At 51.3% G+C, this 19808-nt stretch carries 19 protein-coding genes and 1 tRNA gene; 7 read left to right on the top strand and 13 right to left on the bottom strand.

All coding sequences use genetic code 11. The features are described 5' to 3' along the window. The first annotated feature begins 4 nt into the window (after positions 1-4). Both Q399_RS0119405 and Q399_RS0119400 read left to right on the top strand, forming a co-directional pair. Positions 5-4846: an RHS repeat-associated core domain-containing protein gene (locus tag Q399_RS0119405; protein WP_031571510.1), complete on the top strand. Its 4842-nt coding sequence runs from the start codon at positions 5-7 to the stop codon at positions 4844-4846. 11 nt (positions 4847-4857) lie between these two features. Further along, on the top strand, positions 4858-5337 hold the full coding sequence (locus Q399_RS0119400; RefSeq protein ID WP_031571507.1) for a hypothetical protein: 480 nt from the start codon (positions 4858-4860) through the stop codon (positions 5335-5337). A 322-nt stretch (positions 5338-5659) separates the two neighbouring features. On the opposite strand, the gene Q399_RS0119395 is transcribed toward Q399_RS0119400, so the two are convergent. The 3 genes from Q399_RS0119395 to dnaQ form a co-directional block, all read right to left on the bottom strand. Then, positions 5660-5736, bottom strand: a tRNA-Asp gene (locus Q399_RS0119395). A 105-nt stretch (positions 5737-5841) separates the two neighbouring features. Next, entirely contained in the window at positions 5842-7338 is a 1497-nt protein-coding gene (locus Q399_RS0119390; protein ID WP_031571504.1) for a TIGR03503 family protein, read from the bottom strand. Beyond that, complete coding sequence (gene dnaQ / locus Q399_RS0119385) at positions 7326-8027, bottom strand: DNA polymerase III subunit epsilon (protein ID WP_031571502.1); 702 nt, start codon at positions 8025-8027, stop codon at positions 7326-7328. Before dnaQ ends, Q399_RS0119390 begins: the two co-directional genes overlap by 13 nt. Positions 8028-8092: 65 nt before the next feature. Between dnaQ and rnhA the strand changes: the two genes are divergently transcribed. Further along, on the top strand, positions 8093-8560 hold the full coding sequence (gene rnhA / locus Q399_RS0119380) for a ribonuclease HI (RefSeq protein ID WP_031571501.1): 468 nt from the start codon (positions 8093-8095) through the stop codon (positions 8558-8560). A 47-nt stretch (positions 8561-8607) separates the two neighbouring features. Here rnhA and Q399_RS0119375 read toward each other — a convergent pair whose 3' ends face one another. Both Q399_RS0119375 and Q399_RS0119370 read right to left on the bottom strand, forming a co-directional pair. Further along, on the bottom strand, positions 8608-8823 hold the full coding sequence (locus tag Q399_RS0119375; protein ID WP_031571497.1) for a YgaP family membrane protein: 216 nt from the start codon (positions 8821-8823) through the stop codon (positions 8608-8610). 74 nt (positions 8824-8897) lie between these two features. Next, on the bottom strand, positions 8898-9641 hold the full coding sequence (locus tag Q399_RS0119370; protein ID WP_031571494.1) for a sulfite exporter TauE/SafE family protein: 744 nt from the start codon (positions 9639-9641) through the stop codon (positions 8898-8900). Between the two features lie 165 nt (positions 9642-9806). Here Q399_RS0119370 and Q399_RS0119365 point away from each other — a divergent pair, with 165 nt between their 5' ends. Continuing rightward, positions 9807-10571, top strand: coding sequence for a glycosyltransferase family 25 protein (locus Q399_RS0119365; protein WP_031571492.1), 765 nt, complete (start codon positions 9807-9809; stop codon positions 10569-10571). A 50-nt stretch (positions 10572-10621) separates the two neighbouring features. Here the strand turns inward: Q399_RS0119365 and Q399_RS0119360 are convergent, their stop codons facing one another. Further along, positions 10622-11179, bottom strand: coding sequence for a glutathione peroxidase (locus Q399_RS0119360; protein WP_031571489.1), 558 nt, complete (start codon positions 11177-11179; stop codon positions 10622-10624). Between the two features lie 268 nt (positions 11180-11447). Between Q399_RS0119360 and Q399_RS0119355 the strand changes: the two genes are divergently transcribed. Further along, positions 11448-11651 carry a PA3496 family putative envelope integrity protein gene (locus Q399_RS0119355; protein WP_031571487.1) on the top strand — a complete coding sequence of 68 codons (204 nt, stop codon included), beginning with the start codon at positions 11448-11450 and terminating at the stop codon, positions 11649-11651. A 109-nt stretch (positions 11652-11760) separates the two neighbouring features. On the opposite strand, the gene Q399_RS0119350 is transcribed toward Q399_RS0119355, so the two are convergent. Genes Q399_RS0119350 through Q399_RS0119340 form a run of 3 tightly spaced genes read right to left on the bottom strand, consistent with a single transcriptional unit; the run spans position 11761 to position 13744 of the window. Then, positions 11761-12561 carry a DUF4198 domain-containing protein gene (locus Q399_RS0119350; protein ID WP_031571485.1) on the bottom strand — a complete coding sequence of 267 codons (801 nt, stop codon included), beginning with the start codon at positions 12559-12561 and terminating at the stop codon, positions 11761-11763. A gap of 30 nt (positions 12562-12591) precedes the next feature. Continuing rightward, the gene (locus Q399_RS0119345) at positions 12592-13089 is read right to left on the bottom strand and encodes a DUF2271 domain-containing protein (protein ID WP_031571483.1); all 498 of its coding nucleotides are present in this window, start codon (positions 13087-13089) and stop codon (positions 12592-12594) included. A gap of 55 nt (positions 13090-13144) precedes the next feature. After that, entirely contained in the window at positions 13145-13744 is a 600-nt protein-coding gene (locus tag Q399_RS0119340) for a PepSY-associated TM helix domain-containing protein (protein ID WP_031571479.1), read from the bottom strand. A 137-nt stretch (positions 13745-13881) separates the two neighbouring features. Here Q399_RS0119340 and Q399_RS0119335 point away from each other — a divergent pair, with 137 nt between their 5' ends. Then, positions 13882-14613, top strand: coding sequence for a polyphosphate kinase 2 family protein (locus tag Q399_RS0119335; RefSeq protein ID WP_031571476.1), 732 nt, complete (start codon positions 13882-13884; stop codon positions 14611-14613). A 71-nt stretch (positions 14614-14684) separates the two neighbouring features. On the opposite strand, the gene Q399_RS0119330 is transcribed toward Q399_RS0119335, so the two are convergent. Beyond that, positions 14685-15038, bottom strand: coding sequence for a DUF2750 domain-containing protein (locus tag Q399_RS0119330; protein WP_031571474.1), 354 nt, complete (start codon positions 15036-15038; stop codon positions 14685-14687). A gap of 189 nt (positions 15039-15227) precedes the next feature. Here Q399_RS0119330 and ettA point away from each other — a divergent pair, with 189 nt between their 5' ends. Further along, the gene (gene ettA, locus Q399_RS0119325; RefSeq protein ID WP_031571471.1) at positions 15228-16889 is read left to right on the top strand and encodes an energy-dependent translational throttle protein EttA; all 1662 of its coding nucleotides are present in this window, start codon (positions 15228-15230) and stop codon (positions 16887-16889) included. Between the two features lie 67 nt (positions 16890-16956). Here ettA and Q399_RS0119320 read toward each other — a convergent pair whose 3' ends face one another. The 3 genes from Q399_RS0119320 to Q399_RS0119310 all read right to left on the bottom strand — a co-directional run bounded on the left by Q399_RS0119320 (position 16957) and on the right by Q399_RS0119310 (position 19796). Further along, positions 16957-17688, bottom strand: coding sequence for a substrate-binding periplasmic protein (locus Q399_RS0119320; protein WP_051686190.1), 732 nt, complete (start codon positions 17686-17688; stop codon positions 16957-16959). Between the two features lie 149 nt (positions 17689-17837). Then, positions 17838-19028, bottom strand: a complete 1191-nt coding sequence (locus Q399_RS0119315) for an amino acid aminotransferase (protein WP_031571467.1) — start codon at positions 19026-19028, stop codon at positions 17838-17840. 90 nt (positions 19029-19118) lie between these two features. After that, entirely contained in the window at positions 19119-19796 is a 678-nt protein-coding gene (locus tag Q399_RS0119310; protein WP_031571464.1) for a GAF domain-containing protein, read from the bottom strand. Between the last annotated feature and the right edge of the window lie 12 nt (positions 19797-19808).

The raw sequence follows: 19808 nt of genomic DNA, 5'->3' as shown, positions 1-19808 counted from the left end.
TCAGATGAAGCATATTTCTACTCTGACCATTCTGGCCACTTTGGCGCTGACCAGCCTGTCGATAAACGCGGGGCCGGAAACACAAAAAGTTAAAGATGCCACCGCAATCTGGCTTGCTGCGATTGAACCCGGCGTTACACCAAAACAGCCGAAACAATACAAAGCGGTGAAAAAAGCCAAGAAAAAAGATCAGGCGCAGGGCGGCAGCGTCACGTCCGTCTACGACGAACTGATGAGTGATGATGTCGTCGTGCCGGGTACCAATATGAGCGCGATGATTCTGGATAAACTCAAAGTCAGCGAACAAGTCACGCCAGAAACCACTGCGTTATTTGGTGAAACTATAGACCTCAACACCGGCGCGGTGTCTTTGCAACAAGTGGATATAAGTATCCCTGGCAACTTCAATATACCGGTCGAGTTTCGCCGTATCTTCAAAGGTGCAAACTATGCCCACTACAGCAACCTGAATCTCGGTGAATGGAATATTGCTATTCCCAGTATCAGCACGACGGTGATTTATGATCACATCACCTATCAGCGATTCTCTGGGAACTGGGGCAGCGGTAGCATGTGCTCAGGCCAGCTCAATCCGGGCAATTTTGCTGTTGGCCCCAACCAAATTCTCGCATCCGGTGATTATTGGAGTGGTGAGACGCTGGATATCCCCGGCGTTATCAGTGAAAAAGTTCAGGTGAAATACCAGAACTATGTCGCACAACGTTTTATTAAAAACTGGAAATTTGCCTGCACGGCTGTGTCTGTTGATGGTGTGACGATTGAAGGTTTAAAAGCTACCTCACCAGAAGGCGTCACTTATGAATTTACTCAGCCTAAGCTGATCCCCACCACTCCGATGAGTGCGGCCAATGGTCTGGGGTTTGACGAAGTCGTTGCCAAGTATAATGCGTATTTATTGGTATCTAAAATCACCGACCGTTTCGGCAATACGGTGAATTACACCTATACCGACGGCCAGCTTAGCTCCATTTCTAGTCCAGATGGTCGGCAAATCGATATCGCTTATGAAACCAATACTTATGGTAAAAAGCGGGTCCGTTCCATGACGGCCAACGGCCAGACCTGGACTTACCGTTACCAGAATGCAACTCACCCCAGTAACAATGACTCGCTGATTGAAGTGGAGCGGCCGGACGGCAAGAAGTGGCAGTTCTCTTTAGCCGCACTGAACATCACACCAGGCAGTGCCACGCAGCGTGACTACTACTACCACATTAAATACAACCCAGAAGGTGACGAAGCCATTGTCGACCTTTACCAAATCATCGAAACCCAATGCCTGGATTTGTTACCGGCGACCAATCCGGCGCAATCAGCGTTCTTAGTTCATCCCAATGGCGCCCGCCTCGATTTATCAATGCGTTTTACCCGGTTTGGCCGCTCACAGGTGCCTAAGGTCCTGTCAAATTACAGCGGCTATCCCCATGGTGACGTCCACACCAATGACTTATGTTTTGTGACGAATTCGCTGGAGCAAAAAACGCTGAGCGGCCCGGGGCTATCCGCGATGAGCTGGCAGTATGCATATTCCCAGAACAAAGGTTCGTGGAACGTTGCCGGTACTGGTGCGCAACTGACTGGCCTTGCAGCCACACCAGCCACTTACAACCTGATGGATTTACGATCTACCAGCATCACCACACCTGATGGTGCCAAAACCGTGCATATCTTTAGCCGGCGTTGGGACCATACCGACGGGCAGGAAGTCGGCACTGAGTATTACGACACTGATGGCAGCAGCTTGCTGCGCCGGATTGAACGGAAGTTTGCGGCGGTGGCTACCGGAGGCTCAGTCGAGATGACCTCCTATACGGGCAATGAGCTCGGGACTGCGTATCTGACCGACAACCCGGCACCACATGAGAACTACATCAATAAAACCAGTGAAAAAGTGATTAGTTACACAGGTGGTGTGGCAGGAGATAGTTTCACCACCGAATATCCTGAGTACAACAGCTATGGTTTGCCGACCAAAACCGTAGAAAACAATTCACTGGGCGTACCTGAGCGCACCATTGTGACGACTTATCATCAGGACACCAGCAACTGGGTGTTAAACCAGGAAGCCAATCGTCAAATCAGCCAAAATGGCAACAGCTATTCTGAGCGTTCAGCGACTTACTACGCGCCAACCGATGCAGAAAAATCATTACCAAAAACCGAAAGCCGCAATGGACAGCTAGTCGTCCATAGTCACCAGTACAACGCGGACGGTACGCTGAAAAAAACCACTTACGCCATCACCGACCGCTGGGTTGAATTTGGCAGTTATAAACGGGGAAAACCAGAGAGTATCAAACTGCCCAACCGCTATATCACCGGAAATTTTACTGTGAGCCTCAGTGTCAACGACACCGGTACTATCGCCTGGGCGAAGGACCTCAACGGCAACAAAACCAGCTATAGCTACGACAGCCTGAACCGGCTGACACTGATTGACCCGGAAGACAGCCAGTGGCTCAACACCAGCATCAGCTATGAGGCCGATACCAGCGCGGTTGGCGCCCTGCTGCAAAAAATCACCCGCGGCAGTTACCGGAAAACCATCACCTTAGATGCGCTAATGCAACCGGTACTCAGTAAAGAATGGGACAACGACGATGAAGCTGACACAGTGCGTTATATCAATCAGCAGTTCAACGCATACGGTAAGGCAACTTTTACCTCTGTCCCTTCAGCTTCCAGCACCGAAACTTACGGCACCTCTACAACTTATGATGGTTTACAGCGCATCGTCAGCCAGACCAATACCGCCAACGGCAACCTGAGTTTCAGCTACGGCAGCAATAACAGCATCAGTGTCAGCAACGGCAAAGGCCACAGCACCACTACGCAGTATCTGGCCTATGGCAGCCCGGCGACAGATTTGGCCATGCTTATCAGTCAGCCAGAAGGTGTAACCACCACCATCAGTTACAACATCGCCAATCTGCCTGTATCTATCACGCAAGGCGATGTTACCGAAGAGCGCCGGTATGACAGTGCCATGCGCCTGTGCCTGCAAAAACGGCCGGAAACCGGCATCAAAGTGCTGAAATATAATATACTTGGCCAGGTCACCGACTATGCCGAAGGGTTGTCCGATAATCCGGCGGACAGCAGCAATAGTTGTTCTGACTACATCAACGCAGCCAGCAGCTGGGTCACCCAAACCTATGACAAGTTAGGCGACGCCTGGGAAACCAGTTATGCCGACGGCACCGCCACCAAAACCGTCACTTTAGACCGCCAGGGCAATTTGACCGGCCTGGTAAACGGCAATAACAGCTGGAGTTATGCCTATAACAGCCTGAACCTGCCCTACGAGCAAAGCCTGAGCCTGGACAGTAAGACCTATACCATTGGTCTTGCCTATAACAATCACGGCCACTTGCAAAGCAAAACCTACGGTGGTGCCACACTTGCTTATGCGCCCAATGCGCTGGGGCTACCAACTCAGGTGGCAGACAGTCAAACGTACGCCAGCGATGTGCTGTACCACCCCAATGGTCAGCTCAAAAGTTACACCTATGGCAATGGCCTGACCTTCAATCAAACCCTGAATGCAGCCTTTAAACCTGATGAACGGCGGGTCAAATCTGGCAGCACAAACCGCATGGGGCAGCGTTATGGCTATGATGACAATGACAATCTGGATGCTATTACAGACCTGGTAACCGCCAGTCAATCTATTAGCATGACCTTTGATGACCTGGACCGGCTGGACACAGCGAGTGGCGTTTGGGGCACTGGCAGCTTTAGCTACGACAGCCTTGGCAATCTCAGCAGCAAAGTGCTGGGCACGCAAAACCTGAGTTACAGCTACCACAGCACCAGCAAACGCTTAAATACCGTCAGCGGGGGCTACAGCTTCAGCTACGACGATCGCGGTAACGTGATTAACAATGGCAAACGCGCCTTCCAGTTTAACCGCGCCAACCAGCTGACCAGCTCAGGCACCATCAGCTATCAATACGACGGCCACGGCCGCAGAGTGAAAAAAACCGGCTCCAGCAATGGTTACAGCATCTATGACCTGTCCGGCAGCTTACTAATGACCGACGGCCCGAACGGCCAGACCCGTTATATTCACCTCGGTAAAGAGCTTATCGCCAAAACCGGTTCCGCCGCAGCACTTGAAGACAAACCAGGTTACACCGGCCATGTCGAAGACAAGGATTTAAGTTTAACTTATATGCAGCAGCGGTATTATGACCCGGTGATTGGGCGGTTCTATTCGAATGATCCGGTGGATACCGTCGCCCATCTGTATGGAACAAACGGGACTTACGGTTTTAATCGCTACGCCTATGCGAATAATAATCCATATAAATTTACAGATCCGGATGGCAGAAGCTCCTACAATCCCCAAGGAATGGCTGCAACGCTACAACCATTAAGTACTGCACAAAAAATTGCAGGGGTCAGAATGGTTATTAGTGCTTCTCCTGCAGGCAGAGGAGTGCAGATAGCTAAAGTCGTTGTGGGAGCGGTTTTAAATGAAGCCGCTAACAGTGGGAATAACAATTCTTCAGCCCCAGAGGTGCCAGGAAAACTAGTTGGAGATCAAAGCGATTCACGCGCAGGTCCTAATAAAAGCGGGACTAGACATACTTCCGGTCCGCTTACACCCGAAAATGGCGGAACAGGTGACTATGAACAAGATTTGCAAACCCTTACTGGTGGAACCCGCCCCGCAGGGGAAGGAGACTCAGCTCCACCAGGCAGCTCAATCGGAGAGAATGGGATCTTTGGGAGGCCTACGAATTCTAGTGGGGGGGCAAGTATTGATATCCCAGCAAAAGGTGACAAACCGCATGAAACTTTGCACTACGAAAAGAAGTAGCAGGGCCGAAAATGAAAAAATTTAAAATAGATGCTGATGGTCTTAATTGGAATAGCATCCAAGCCAAGCTAGAGGGACTTACTCTCATAGCTTACCAGATACCTAACCACCAAAGTCTTGCGTGCACTTGGTGTCTCAGGTTAATGGCTGATAATGGATGTGTGGTCACACTGTCATCAAAGACAGGTGATTTAGACGGTTGGCAGGAAGTAGGTTTTATCAAGGTATCAATAGGAGAGAATCGTTTTTTAGGTTCAGATAGTTCTAGTTTGGAATCAATTGAAGGTTTTGCAATTAGTTCTGCAAAGTTGATTGCATATGAATGTGACGAATACTATTCAGAGTGCGGGATTGTGTTGTTTAATAAAAGTGGCTTAAGTATTGCAATCATTACATCCCCTGCTCCTGGTGCAGTTTCAGTGGATGCTTACTTTAATAAAGGTGCGTTTTCCCCAGAGTTTAAAATTAATGACTGTTATATAATTGAATAGTATAAATAATGCCGTAGCTACTGCTTAAATAGTAAATAGACACCAATAAATGAAAAGGACGCCCATAAACAGGTGTCCTTTTTTTACTAAAAACCGCGCAAAATCCCCAGCAGCCTGATCAGTCATTTCCAGTAGAAGTGATCAGTCCTCTCCAGCAGGGCTGTCAATTTGCTGCAGCGCCTACAGCTGCTGGCACTGACGAAACTGCTCACCTCTGCTGATTTTGACTGATCAACAACACAATATGCGACAGACAAATCGCAGGCACAAAAAAACCAGCACTTGGCTGGTTATTGTTTTACTGCTGTTCAGTGCAGTAAAGTGGCGGAGCGGACGGGACTCGAACCCGCGACCCCCGGCGTGACAGGCCGGTATTCTAACCGACTGAACTACCGCTCCAAGCCTTCAACACAGCATATCAGTTGGGGATGCTGCGTTGCGGCGGGAATAATACGGTTCTGCCCCAGACCCGTCAACTTCTTTTTTGCCGGATTTGGCTAAAGCTTAATCATCCGGTAACGAAAGGTCCAAAATATCGTCAGAGGCTTTGTTTTTCGGTGCTTTTTTCACCGCTGCGGCGCTGTCAGCCGCAGTGGCCGGGCTTGATTCTGCTTCAACAGATGCAATATCCCCAACACCAGCTTTTTTCCGGCGCAGGATAGCGGCCGGATTCACCTTGGCCACTAACATGCTAAAGGTCCGCTGCGCATTCTGATTCATCGTCAGAAAAATCGCGCCACCACCGCCGATTAAAATCAGCAGATTCACCCCTATCACCAGCCCCAGCGGAAACTCAGCCGGTGGTTCTACCGGTATTTCAGCCTGACTTGCTGCCGGATCAGACTGATTTTTTGCCCCTGCCTCAGTTGACGCTGCAACTTTATCAGCAACCGGAATTTCCGGCACAGCTATCTTCGGACCGATGGCGGCAAAAGTATATTCCGGCAGACTAATCACCACATCACGGCCACTCTGTGTTTTACCAAAAAGCATCTGCTCGATGCGATAAGTACCAACGCCAGCATTAGCCACGCGCAAAATGCGTTTATCACCTTTTTGCTCACCGAGTGAAAAACTCTGCACTTCCCCATTGGGGTAACGCAGCCGGCCTTGAACTATTAAAGTATCGGGATTCAGCGGTCCGTCAGTCACCTGATAAATCACCTGATGCGGCTCATCCGGCGTCAGGCTTTCTACGGATTCAGTTTTGATCGGTGTGCGCACCACCAACACTGGCTCTTGCATCAGTTCCCGCGTGTATAAAGGTGTTTTTACCAAATACTTGGGTAACCACTCCCCTGCCTGCACTTTTAAGTTAAATTCACCGGTGAAGATGGCGTCACGCGGTCTTTCGTCGTAGTTTTTGCCATCATCAGCAAAAGTGGTGAAATTCAGCACTGTGGCATTGGAATTGTCAAAACCGGGCTTTTGCGTGCTGAACAACAACACATCCAGCTGCAGAATATCGCGAAAATCTTTGACATTGACTGGCTTGCCGCCGTTACTGAGCCGGGCTGTGACTTTAAAAATTTCGCCAACCATCAGGTCTTTGGGCAGCGCATCAACGTCCAGACCAATGTCTGTCAGCACCATAATGCGGCTTTCCGGCAAAATTTCACCAATCGCCTGCCAGGGGCCCGGCGTAGGCTTGGTCATTTTAATCAGGTCATAGGTTTTATCGTCAAACCACTGCATGCCGTTGTCTTTGGCTGTGCGGGCGTAAACTTTGCTGCCATCCGGCCGCACCAGCACCACAGACGGCGCGCCTTTTTTGCGGAAAAACACCAGCGTCACTTCATCAACGGCATAATCAATGCGAAACCGGTTGCCAAGCAGCGGAATACTGTTAGTGCCGGCAATGTCTTTCAGCTCAGTGATAACCTGTTTTTCGGCCGGTGCAGCCGCTTTGGTTTCAGCTGCGGCGCTGGTTTGAGCAAAAGCATGTGGCGCCAACAGCGCTGCACCAATCCACAACAACGAAAGCCACTTTAACTGCGCCACAGGCAAGACCCACCTTTTTTCTGTACCAAATCCAGTCGTTTTTCATGTGCGGCCAGCTCGTCTGCGCTGGCGCTGACAACTTTTAACGGCCCGCGCCGTACCAACCCGATTTGTTGCTGATTATTTTGTTCACTACCGCTATTACTGGCCAGGTTCAGACTGACCTGCCCTCCGGTCATCGCCAGATACACATCAGCCAGAATCTCGGCATCGAGTAAAGCGCCGTGGAAAGTCCGGTGGCTGTTGACGATGTCATACCGGCGGCACAAAGCATCAAGGTTATTTTTCTGGCCAGGATGTAAATCCCGCGCCAGCTTCAGCGTATCGAGAATGGCACAGACACTGTCGACCGGCGGCAATGGCTCCGCCAGCAATTTAAATTCGTGATTAATAAAGCCGACGTCAAACGCGGCATTGTGGATCACTAGCTCGGCGCCCTGCACATAGTCAAAAAACTGTTGGGCGATGTCGCGGAAGCGTTGTTTGTCGGCGACAAATTCGTTGGTGATACCGTGGATATTAATGGCTTCCTGTTCGATAAACCGGTCCGGATTTAAATAGACATGGAAGTTATTGCCGGTAAGCCGGCGGTTGAACATCTCGACACAACCGATCTCAATGATGCGGTGGCCTTCCTGCGGGTTGATACCGGTGGTTTCGGTATCGAGGATGATCTGACGTTTTGCCATGAGAAATCGTTTTTCAGCACTTTTTGCGTTAGAGTATACGCCGTTGTGATAGCTGGGAAGTCTTGATGCATAAAACTGTTGAAATCTACACCGATGGCTCCTGCCTCGGTAATCCGGGCCCGGGCGGCTATGGTGTAGTGATGAAGTATCAGCAGCATGTCAAAGAGTTATCCGGCGGTTTTATCGAGACCACCAACAACCGGATGGAACTGATGGCTGCTATTGCCGCGCTGGAATGTCTGAAGCGCCCATGCTCTGTAGATATCTCCACCGACAGTCAGTATGTCCGCCAGGGCATCACGCAGTGGCTGGTGAACTGGAAACGCAATAACTGGCGCACAGCAGCCAAAGAACCAGTGAAAAACAAAGATTTATGGCAACGCCTCGACGCAGCATGCCAGACCCACGACATCCGCTGGCACTGGGTGAAAGGCCATGCCGGTCATCCGGAAAACGAACGCTGTGATGTGTTAGCTCGCGAAGCGGCGACTCATCAGGCGACTCAACCAGATCCGGGTTTTAGCCGGATCTGATTGGCTTCGCAGATCAGAGCACTCACAAGCTCACCGCATACTCACGCTCAACGCACAGCGCAGGCTTTTTGCGCTTCAGTTTTCAGCCCCAGTTTTTTCATCACCATTACCGCCGGGCAAAAGCCGGTAAAGGCGCTTTGGATCATATTGGCGCCGACAAACAACGTCAGCCAGACAAAGTTCGGGTGCACATAGTAGGTCAGCAACACTGACAGCAACACCATAGACCCTGCGAACACTAATAAAGCTCTTTCAACCGTCATAGCCACCTCCAGTAAATTAATATTTTCTAATATATACGATAAATTTTTATTTGTCGCACACCGCCAACGTCAGCTTAACGCCAGTGCTGTAGCACTAAACTGACAGCCAACACCGGTAAAAATAATGCAAAAGCGCGCCGGAACCAGCGCTGCGGCAAATATTGCAGCGCCAGCAAGCCAAACAGGCTTCCAACCACACCGACCAAACCAAAACTACCGACCAGCCATAAATCTGGTCTCAGCTGTGGCTGACTGAACCACAAACTGACAAAACCGCTGCAGCTTTGCAGAAACACCAGCGCCAGACTGGTTGCAACCACCCGCTGTGAGGACAGGTCGCTTATCGCCAGCAGCAGCGGCACCAGCAAAAAACCACCGCCTACGCCGACCAGGCCAGTGATAAGACCAAGCCCCGTGCCCGCCAGCATGACTTGCCAGACCCGCGGTAACTGGAATTGCCAGGGATGCGTGCGCCACATATTGACACTGCTGAGTAGCATCAACGCTGCCAGAATCAACAACTGTATGAATGCCGGCAGCCATTGACTGACATAACCGCCAAGCGCCGCCCCCGCCATGCCGGGTAACGCCAGTTGCGCCAGCAAGCTGCCTGCCACCTGACGGCGCCAGACATATGGCAATACAGCGCCCAGACTAATCAACGCCACCACGCCAAGCGCAGTGCTGATCGCCAGTTTTTCCGGCATATCCAGTAGAAAAATCAGTACCGGTACCGTCAGAATAGAACCACCGGAGCCAAACAGGCCCAACGTAATGCCGATTAATAAAGCTGCCAGCAACGGCATAGTCCAGCTCATGGCAGCTCCTTATTTCATTACGTTCTATGCTAATAACTAAAACCAATATTAAGACAGTCCCTGACAGAACTCAAGCCATACAAAATCCGGGCGACGTAAATTACGTGGAGTGCCTGGTTGAATTTGCTTACACTAGCGCCTTTGTATTTTGCTGCAGGACCATTCATGACTTTACCCGCTCTTGCTCACATCCCGGTGTTTATCATCAACCTGGACAGCTCACCTGAGCGTTTTGTCCATGCAGAACAACAGCTACAGGCGCTGGGGATCCAGCCACAACGGTTTCGCGGGGTTTACGGCAAAGACTTAAGCCCGGCAGAAGTTGATGCCTGTTACGATAAAAGCGCGAACCTGCAGTATTTCCGCCGATCTTTATCACCGGGTGAATTAGGTTGTTATTTATCGCATCGCGGCGTCTGGCAATTGATGGTCGAGCAAAATATTGAAGTGGCCATTGTGCTGGAAGATGACATAGATGTAGACACCCGCTTCGCTGACGCCCTGGCGCAAATCAGCCAGCTGAGTGGTTGGGACCATATTAAGCTTTCAGACGACAGAGATACGCCAGCATTTGCCCGCAAAGCTCTGGATAGCGGTTTTGAACTGGTGAATTTCAAGCGCGTTCCAAACTGCGCCACCGGTTACGCCATGAGTTTAAGCGGTGCCAAGAAAATGCTGCAACGTGACAAATTCTTCCGACCGGTGGATTTAGATTTGCAATTCGGTGCCGAACTGGACCTGCAGTTATTTTCTCTACTGCCCTACACCATCTGGCCATCAACGAAATTCGACAGTGTGATCAATCAAATCAGCGGCGGCAGCCGCAAGGGCGATACCACTGCGCTGCGCAATCTGAAATACCGCCTGCAAGTGGCATGGCAACGCTGGCGTTATCAGTCGGGTGATCTGAACAAAGTTATCGTGAAATAGGCCAGAAAAAAGCCCGCGTTCATCGCGGGCTTTTTCGCTGTGGCTACTTTTTACTGCGCCAGCATCTTTTCGACTTCAGCAATAAACGCCGGGTCGTCCGGGCTTACTTTGCTACCAAAGTGTTTCACTGTGGTCTCGCCTTTGCTGACCAGATATTTGTTAAAGTTCCAGCTTGGTTTTTCACCGGTTTTGGCAATGAGCGCTTTGAACACCGGGTTGGCATCATCGCCGCGCACCGGGCTGGTGGAGAACATCGGAAACTTCACGCCGTAGTTGATGTAACAGACTTCAGCGGTTTTGGCTTCGTCATCATGCTCCTGCATAAAATCGTCAGACGGAAAGCCTAAAACCACCAGACCTTTGCTGGCATACTTCTGAGACAAAGCCTGTAATGCTTTGAATTGTGGGGTAAAACCGCATTTGCTGGCGGTATTGACGATGAGCAAAGTTTTATCCTGATAGGACTCACATAAATCGACAGTTTCTTTACTGCGCAATTGCTGCATCGAATGATTCAGCACATCACCACATTGGGCTGCGGCTGCTTGACCACTGACTAAAGCCAACCCCAGAACCGATAACAAAGACGCTAATTTTAACACACGCATATACCCTCCTTTTTTTCTGATCATACGCTGAATTGGCAAAAAAGATCCCGACTACCATCTGCCATTGTTTAATTTTTCAGCGAACGATCCGGTAGATCTGTCTGCGGATCCGACCAGAGGAAGCTGAACTGCGATAAAGAGCAACTACTTAGCGCATCGATAAACATTGTTTATGATTACGATAAAAATAAATCTCTTTAGCAGTCTCTGAAATAGGACTAAAACGAGGGCGGCTCGAAAAAAGAATTACATAGGGAAGTCGCATAAAATGGCCGAAATGATTGCAGGGGACTACGGCACTGCTGATGCAGGCGCCGACATCAAGCTGACAAAGATCAGCAATAAAGACGCGAAAAATAAACATAAAGTCGAAGCCAGACGCCGGATCGACGATCTGATGGAGCAAAAACGCTTACGGCAGATGTTGGATTTGGATGACGAAGATGAACTGGAAATCGACCTGGTCGGTTAAACAGTCACAGCAGATGTGAACGCATCGCTGGTTAAAAAAGAGGAGCTCGCTCCTCTTTTTTTTTGCTTTCTGCGGCGCCAGCAAGGCGCCGGCGCAGCAGGCCTTGCTATTAAGGTAAGGCCGCTTCAAAACTCAAGGTAAAACCTTCGCGGATTTTGTCGGCTTTATCAGACTTCAGTACCGCTTCGGCTGACGCTTCCAGCAAATAACGCCCGGCATTGGCTGGCGTGAAACTAAACTGGCCAGCTTTGTCAGTGACCAGATGCTGACGCGCCGGGTCATTGCGATACAACTCACCGTCAAATGACAGATCAGCTTTGACACCTTCGATTGGCTTGCCGTTCAGCATTAAAGTTACAGTCACAGCTTCGCCGGCGACAATGTCCGCCGGGTGGCGGTCAAAACTGAATTCCAGGCCTTGCCCTGTGGTTTTCAGCACTGTGTCAGTCGGGCCATTGACAGTAACAAATGCCAGTGCGCGGTTGCGGCCTTGTGTGGTGACCACATCTGTCGCGTCTTTTGGCAGCTCTTTGGCAGCTTTTTGCTTGTCACCCATCAGCCGTTTTTGCTCACCACCGACTTTATAGCTGGTGAAATAACGCGGCTGCCCCCCCATTTCTAAGCGGTAAGTTCCGGCGACCGGCAATTCAACATCAGCCATCGACTTGCGTTTACCCTGTGCGGCGGAGGCTGGCTTTGCCACAGTACCGTCTGGCAACACCACTTTAAAACCATCGACGCCAACACCTTTATCCGCCTGAAACGTCATATTGCTGGCAAATAAATCCACTGTGACAAAACCGCCGGTTTTTGATTGCACATAATGGCTTGGCAGCACGTTCATCGTGTGGGCCAACGCGCTGGAAGCGGCAAACAACGCGCTCAGAGTGAATAAATGAACTGTTTTCATTAGATATGTCCTTGCTAAAAATCAACGTTGTTAAGGCGCTTTGCGGTTCAGTTGAACCTCACCGATTTCGTTACCGGCTGCAACGGTCAGGGTGATGGCACTGCCATCCCAATTAAATTTCTGTTTCACCAGCTGCCGGCCACCATGTTCGCGCGCCGCTTCAATCACCAGCTGATAGGCCCCCTTTGGTACCATTGCGCCTTTGTCATCTTTGCCATCCCAGCGCAGCTGATAAGCGCCCGGGCCTTTGGTCGCGCCGGTACGGGCATCCACCAGCGGCTGGTCAGCGCGGCCGGTTTTGCGCCAAAAGCGGCGTAAATCTTTGATCCAATCTGGTTTTTCCCGCCAGATCTCAATTAAACGTACTGACTTTTCGCTGCTGTCTTCGACCCAGACCGCCACATAAGGCCGGTGATACTGGCCTTCGCTTATTTTTGGCAGCTGTAATGAGATCTCCAGATCACTGGCCGTGGCCGGCATGCTAAAACCTAAAGCCAGCATCAGTGCCACACTGCATGTTTTTTTCAACGCCCTACTCTCCTTTTCACCACTTCACACCGTCTGCAGATCAACATTCGACCCATCAGTGCAGCGCGGCCAGATAAACCAACAACATCACACCGGCGCCGGTCAACGCGCACTGCACGCCCCACCAACGCCTGCCGGGCTGTCGCCACAACAAATAAAAACCGCTCAGCGCAAACAACAAACAAGCCGCCGCCACGATATCAATCAGCCATTTCCAGGCCGTACCGGCGTAACGGCCTTTATGCAGGTCATTGAGCAGTGCCAGATAACCGCCGAATTCGCGCGACAATTCCACCGCGCCGCTTTCCAGCTCAATTTGCACATTGGTAAAACCGGCCGGTTGCTTAAAATCGAGTTCCAGCAGCTGCTCGTCGGCATCATAGACAAAAGCAAACACGGCACCTTGCACCTGATGCTCTGTCCGCAGCCAGTCAGCGATTTGCTGCGCCTGTGCCGCCTGCTGCAACTGATCTTCGCTAAACGCCAGCGCAACTAACTGTGGCGGTAGCTGCAACTGCACACTGTCACTTTGTTTGCCGGCATCCATTTGCCATTCCGGATGATTCAGCGTGATACCGGTCAGGGCAAAAAATACAAACACCACCAGCACGGCCATCGACACATAAATGTGCAACCAACGCAGAAAACGCGACAAAGCACTACCTCCGGTTAAAACTGGCCTGAATGTTACTGAGATTCATTCTTATTTGCAACAATGCCTATGTAAAGAGCATGCAAAGACCGCTGAACTGACGCAAGATATTGGTAGATAGTCAGCGATGGAATTCAACGATGTCAGATCAGCACACCGAAGCATTACGCCAATTACAACATCAGCTGGTACTGCTACAACAGGCAATGGGGCGGCAACAGCGCGGCGCGGTCATAGTTCTGGAAGGGCCGGATGCAGCCGGCAAAGGCGGCATTATCCGCCGGCTTGGCTGGTGTCTGGACCCACGCTGGTTGCATGTCTGGCCGACCAACGCCCCGAACGACGCCGAACGCAACCAGCATTGGTTGCAGCGTTTCTGGCAACGGCTGCCGCAACAAGGCCATTGGGCGGTGTTTGACCGTTCCTGGTATGGCCGGGTGCTGGTGGAACGGGTGGAGCAGCTGGTGGATGACAACGTCTGGCAACGTGCTTATGAGCAAATCAATGCTTTTGAGCAGATGTTGCAGCAAGAGGGTTTTGTACTGGTGAAAATCTGGCTCGATATCAGCGCCGATACCCAGCTGCGCCGTTTCACCGAGCGTTACCTGGACCCGGCGAAACAATGGAAACTCACCGCTGAGGATATCCGTAACCGGGCGCGCTGGGATGACTACATCGTAGCGCGCGATGAGATGTTTAGCCGCACTTCAACCCCACAGGCGCCCTGGCATTGTATTGACGCCAATGATAAACATCAGGCGCGACTGGCGGTATTCCAACTATTGCTGCGGGAGTTCAGTCGCGACTTGCAGGTGCTGCCGGCGGCTTTGCCCCAAGCGGTAGAAGATTTTTTTGCCGGTGCTGAAAAGTGAACCCTGGTTCAAAGCAGAGCACAGAATAACAAAAACCTGGTAAAACCGGGTTTTCATGGCGCAGAAACGAGTTATTGCAGCTGCGACAGCGCTTCGAGTATTTCGCGTGGTTCCACTTCCGGGCCATTTAATTCGCTGTCCCAGTTGGTGCCAATCAGCACGCCGTCGTCATACATCTCTTTTAACCAGCCTTCGCAGAAAATATCCAGCGGAATGGCCTCCGGTTTGTATTCTGCCCATTCTTCACTGCAGTGTGCTTGAGCCGCAGCTTCATTCGACCAGAATGGCATCACATCAGTGTCTTCAAATTCAACCGATTCGACCACCAGCAAATCTTCGCCATGCGCCAGCACCCAAACTTGTGCTTCTGAGCGCGCTTCGGCGATAAAGCCCTGAAATACCGGATCGTGTGCATATTCAGCCATGATTGAAGTCCTGTGTTGGGTCGCCGGGACGGGAATGTCCGGCCGTGCTTTAAAGATTATCCCAGAAGCTTTGCTGATTGGCACCGGAAATTTTTGCCTCAGGCTGAATTTGTCACTGTGGCAGGTTCCCGCCCCTTCGAAAAATAACGTACAATTCGCTGCATTCTTCCTGAAGGGACAACTCCAATCATGGCTCAATACATTTATTCGATGTATCGGATGTCGAAGGTGGTTCCACCTAAGCGTACGATTTTAAAAGACATTTCATTATCGTTTTTCCCAGGCGCCAAAATCGGTGTGCTCGGTTTAAACGGTTCAGGTAAATCCACCCTGCTGCGTATTATGGCCGGCGTCGACAAGGAGTTCGACGGTGAAGCCAAGCCACTGGCCGGCATCAACATCGGTTACCTGCCACAGGAACCCGTGCTGGATATGAGCAAAACCGTGCGCGAAGTGGTGGAAGAAGCCGTCGCCGACGTGAAAAACGCCTTTGCCCGCCTTGACGCCGTGTACGCCGCTTATGCCGACGAAAACGCAGATTTTGACGCGCTGGCCCGTGAACAAGGCGAGCTGGAAGCGATCATTCAGGCTAAAGATGGCCACAACCTCGACAATATTTTAGAACGCGCCGCCGATGCGCTGCGTCTGCCGCCATGGGACGCCGAAATCAAAGTGCTGTCCGGTGGTGAACGCCGCCGTGTCGCTATTTGCCGCTTGCTGTTAGAAAAACCAGACATGCTGCTGCTGGACGAACCGACCAACCACTTAGATGCTGAATCTGTCGCCTGGCTGGAGCGCTTCCTGCACGATTACACCGGTACTGTGGTGGCAATTACCCACGACCGTTATTTCCTCGACAACGTTGCCGGCTGGATCTTAGAGCTGGACCGCGGCGAAGGGATCCCATGGCAGGGTAACTACTCCAGCTGGCTGGAACAAAAAGAAGCCCGTCTGCAGCTGGAAGAGAAAACCGAAAACGCCCGCCAGCGCTCCATCAAACAAGAACTGGAATGGGTGCGTACCAATCCTAAAGGCCGCCATGCCAAGTCCAAAGCGCGCATGGCGCGTTTTGAAGAACTGCAAAGCCAGGAATTCCAGAAACGCAACGAAACTAATGAGTTGTTCATTCCGCCAGGACCTCGTTTAGGCGACAAAGTGCTGGAAGTGAAAAACCTGCGCAAATCCTATGGCGACCGCGTGCTGATTGACGATTTAAGCTTCAGCGTGCCAAAAGGCGCGATTGTCGGCATTATCGGTGCCAACGGTGCCGGTAAATCAACGCTGTTCCGCATGATAAGCGGCTCAGAGCAGCCAGATGCCGGCACTATTGAAGTCGGTGAAACCGTGCAGCTGGCGAGCGTCGACCAGTTCCGCGACAACATGAATCCGAAAAATACCGTTTGGCAGGAAATTTCCAACGGTCAGGACATGCTGCAAATCGGCAACTTCACTATTCCAAGCCGGGCTTACGTTGGCCGCTTTAACTTCAAAGGCAACGACCAGCAGAAGTTTATCGGCGAATTGTCCGGTGGTGAGCGCAACCGCGTGCACTTGGCAGCCCTGTTAAAAGCCGGCGGCAACATGCTGCTGCTCGACGAACCGACCAACGATTTAGACGTGGAAACACTGCGGGCCTTAGAAAACGCCTTGCTGGATTTCCCGGGCTGCGCCATGGTGATCTCGCACGACCGCTGGTTCCTCGACCGTATCGCCACGCACATCCTCGATTACCGCGACGAAGGCAAAGTGAACTTCTTCGAAGGCAACTATTCGGATTACGAAGCCTGGTTAAAAGCGACTTACGGTGCGCAGGCATTAGAGCCGCACCGCATTAAATACAAGAAGATTTAACGACGAAAATTGTTCGGATAAAAATCCCTGCTTTGGCAGGGATTTTTTTATGAAGTAGCAAACAACGCTAATGGGCTTTGCTGACGATTTGCCCCATCGCTTGCTGATAAGCGCTGCCACCTCGAACTTGCTGGTAAGCCCGACGCAGCCGTTGCACCAACTCCGGCGATGAGCCTTTTTTCAGCGCAATCCAGGTTTGTTGCTCCAGTTCTGGCGGAAATAGCACAAACTCGATATCACTGCGCTCCAGCTGATGTTGGTGCAGCATATCGTCGATGGCCTGCGGATCATCAATCATCAGGTCCAGCTTGCCGTTGACCAGTAAACGCCAGGTTTCAATGACATCTGGCTGCAGTTCCAGCTTTTCCGGTGGTTGCTTCGCTGCATCCTTAAGCCACTCAGCAGAAAAATCTTCGCGCTGCGCGCCTACGACATAATGTTTGATATCCGCCAGTTGACTGACCTGAATATCCTCCCGCTGGCTCAGCTTTAACAAACCAAACTTATAACGGGTTACAATACCAATCCATTCAAACTGCGCTTCGCGCTCCGGAGTGCGCGCCATGTTATAAATCAGCACATCCGGTGTCGTCGCCGCGATTTTAAAAGCGCGCGCCCAGGGATACACCTCGAAGCTTGCCGATAAGCCAGCCTGTTGCAGCAACTCTGCAACCACAGCAGTCGTCAGGCCGCCGACTTTGCCGTTATCCAGCGTCTGATGCGGTGGTGAAACTTCCAGCACCACCCGCAGCGGTTGTGCTGCGACTGCCGGTTTACCAAGCGTCAGCCCCAACATCATTACTATCAGACATCCCTGCCACCGCTTCACTGCCAATTGCCGCAACCTGTGCGCTCCGATTGATCACTTTGCTTTACCTTAAACAGCACAAAAAACAAAGGCAACCGTTAAGTTGCCTTTGTTGCAGCGATAAACACGACGGAGCTGATTTATTTCAGCACGGTCGCCACAGCTTTGGCGAAATAATCAATATTGCTGTGATTCAGGCCCGCGATACTGACGCGGCTGGAGCCCACCATATAAATACTGAATTCTTTTCGCAGCCGCTCGATTTGCTCTTTATTAATACCAAGGAAGCTAAACATACCGTGTTGTTTGGTAATAAAGCTGAAATCCTGCTGCACGCCTTCGGCCTGCAGTTTGTCAATAATCAGCTGACGGTAGTCGTTGATACGGTTACGCATCACGGCCAGTTCCTGGTGCCACAAAGCAGTGAGTTCCGCGCTATCCAGAATATGGCTGACGATAATAGCGCCGTGCGCCGGTGGCATAGAATAGATGCTACGCACCACGGCCAGTAAGTTGGTGCGGGCCGTTTCCAGCATTTTATTGCTGTCGACGACTACAGACACTGCACCAATCCGCTCACGGTATAAACCGAAGTTTTTCGAACAGGACGTACACAGGATCAGTTCTTCCACTTCGTTGGCGAGGTGACGAAGACCCTGGGTATCTTCGTCCAGGCCCAAACCAAAGCCTTGATACGCCATGTCGACCAATGGCGTGAAACCACGTTCTTTCGCCAGCGCCGCAAACTTCTGCCACTGAACAAAGTTTAAATCCATGCCGCTTGGGTTATGACAGCAGGCATGCACTAATACCACGTCACCGGCCGGCACTGTGGCGAGTTCAGCGAACATCGCCTCTTCTTTCAGGCCTTTAGTGTCGTAATCGTAGTAGGCGTATTCTTTGACTTTCAGGCCCGCAGCCTGAAACATCGAAATGTGGTTGGCCCAGGTTGGACTGGTGACCCAAATAGTCGCATCCGGGTTGGCCTTTTTGATAAATTCAGCAGCGACGCGCAGCGCACCGGTACCGCCTGGCGTGTGCGCCGTGGTGGTACGGCCTTCCAACAATACTTTATGCGGGCCAAACGCCAGTTTTTCGATATGAGCGTTGAAGCTTAAATCGCCAGCCATGCCGATATAAGTTTTGCTGTCTTCGTTATCCAGCCGCAGCTTTTCCGCTTTTTTCACACATTCCAGCACAGCCGTGTGGCCCGCTTCGTCTTTGTAGACACCGACACCCAGGTCCACTTTCAGTGGATTCGGATCTTCTTTGTACGCGGCCATTAAACCCAAAATCGGATCTGTCGCTACCGGCTGTAAACGAGAAAACATAAAGTGCTCACCTGTTACTGTTGCTGATACTGTTAAAAATTCTTCGGCTGCAGCATAACCTCAGCCTGCATGCGCGGTGGTCTGATGTTATCAGGCCAGCAGCGCCGGCAAAGTCAGCGCGACTGCAACCAGCAGCGCCAGCTCTTTACCGTGAAATAAGTTTTGTGTGAATGCTTCGGAATCAATGATGCCGATAACAGCGCCATCAGCGCCAAGCAGTGGCAAACAAGCTTCGGCCTGGACTTTCGGGTCGCAAGTGTAATACTCGCCGCCTTTTGCCAGATAAGCCGCCACGTCGTTGATAATCCGCCCCTGCCCCGACAAGCCAACAGTACTGTTATTACTGATGGCCGCAAATTCGGCGGTTAGTGGAAATTCTGCCCGGCTTTCAGCGCCGAAATAGGCCAGTTTCACTAACACAGTTTCGCCGGCCGAATTCTTCCTGCGCTGATACACACCAAACCAATGGCTGGCGCTCTGCGCCTGATAAAACTGGACGATAGCAGTGACTTTGGCCAGCAATTGCTGGTTAGCGTCAGTTTGCCCGCCCAGGATCGGCGCCAAATCATATGGTTCTTCCGCCAGCTGGCCAAATAAAGAACAACTGCCGCCTTCGCCGAGTTCCGGTACCCGGAACTGCCATTGTACGGTGCTGGCCGGCGCTAAAGTTGTGAGCTGCAGCTGATAATCTGCCACTTGCTGGTAAAAATCAGCGGAAATAGTATCGCTCTGTACGCCGCAGCGTGCGAGATATGCTTGAATCGACATTTGAAGCAAAAT

It is taken from the genome of Rheinheimera texasensis DSM 17496 (assembly GCF_000711985.1).
Classification (GTDB): domain Bacteria; phylum Pseudomonadota; class Gammaproteobacteria; order Enterobacterales; family Alteromonadaceae; genus Pararheinheimera; species Pararheinheimera texasensis.
This window is presented reverse-complemented; position numbering and strand designations above follow the sequence as displayed.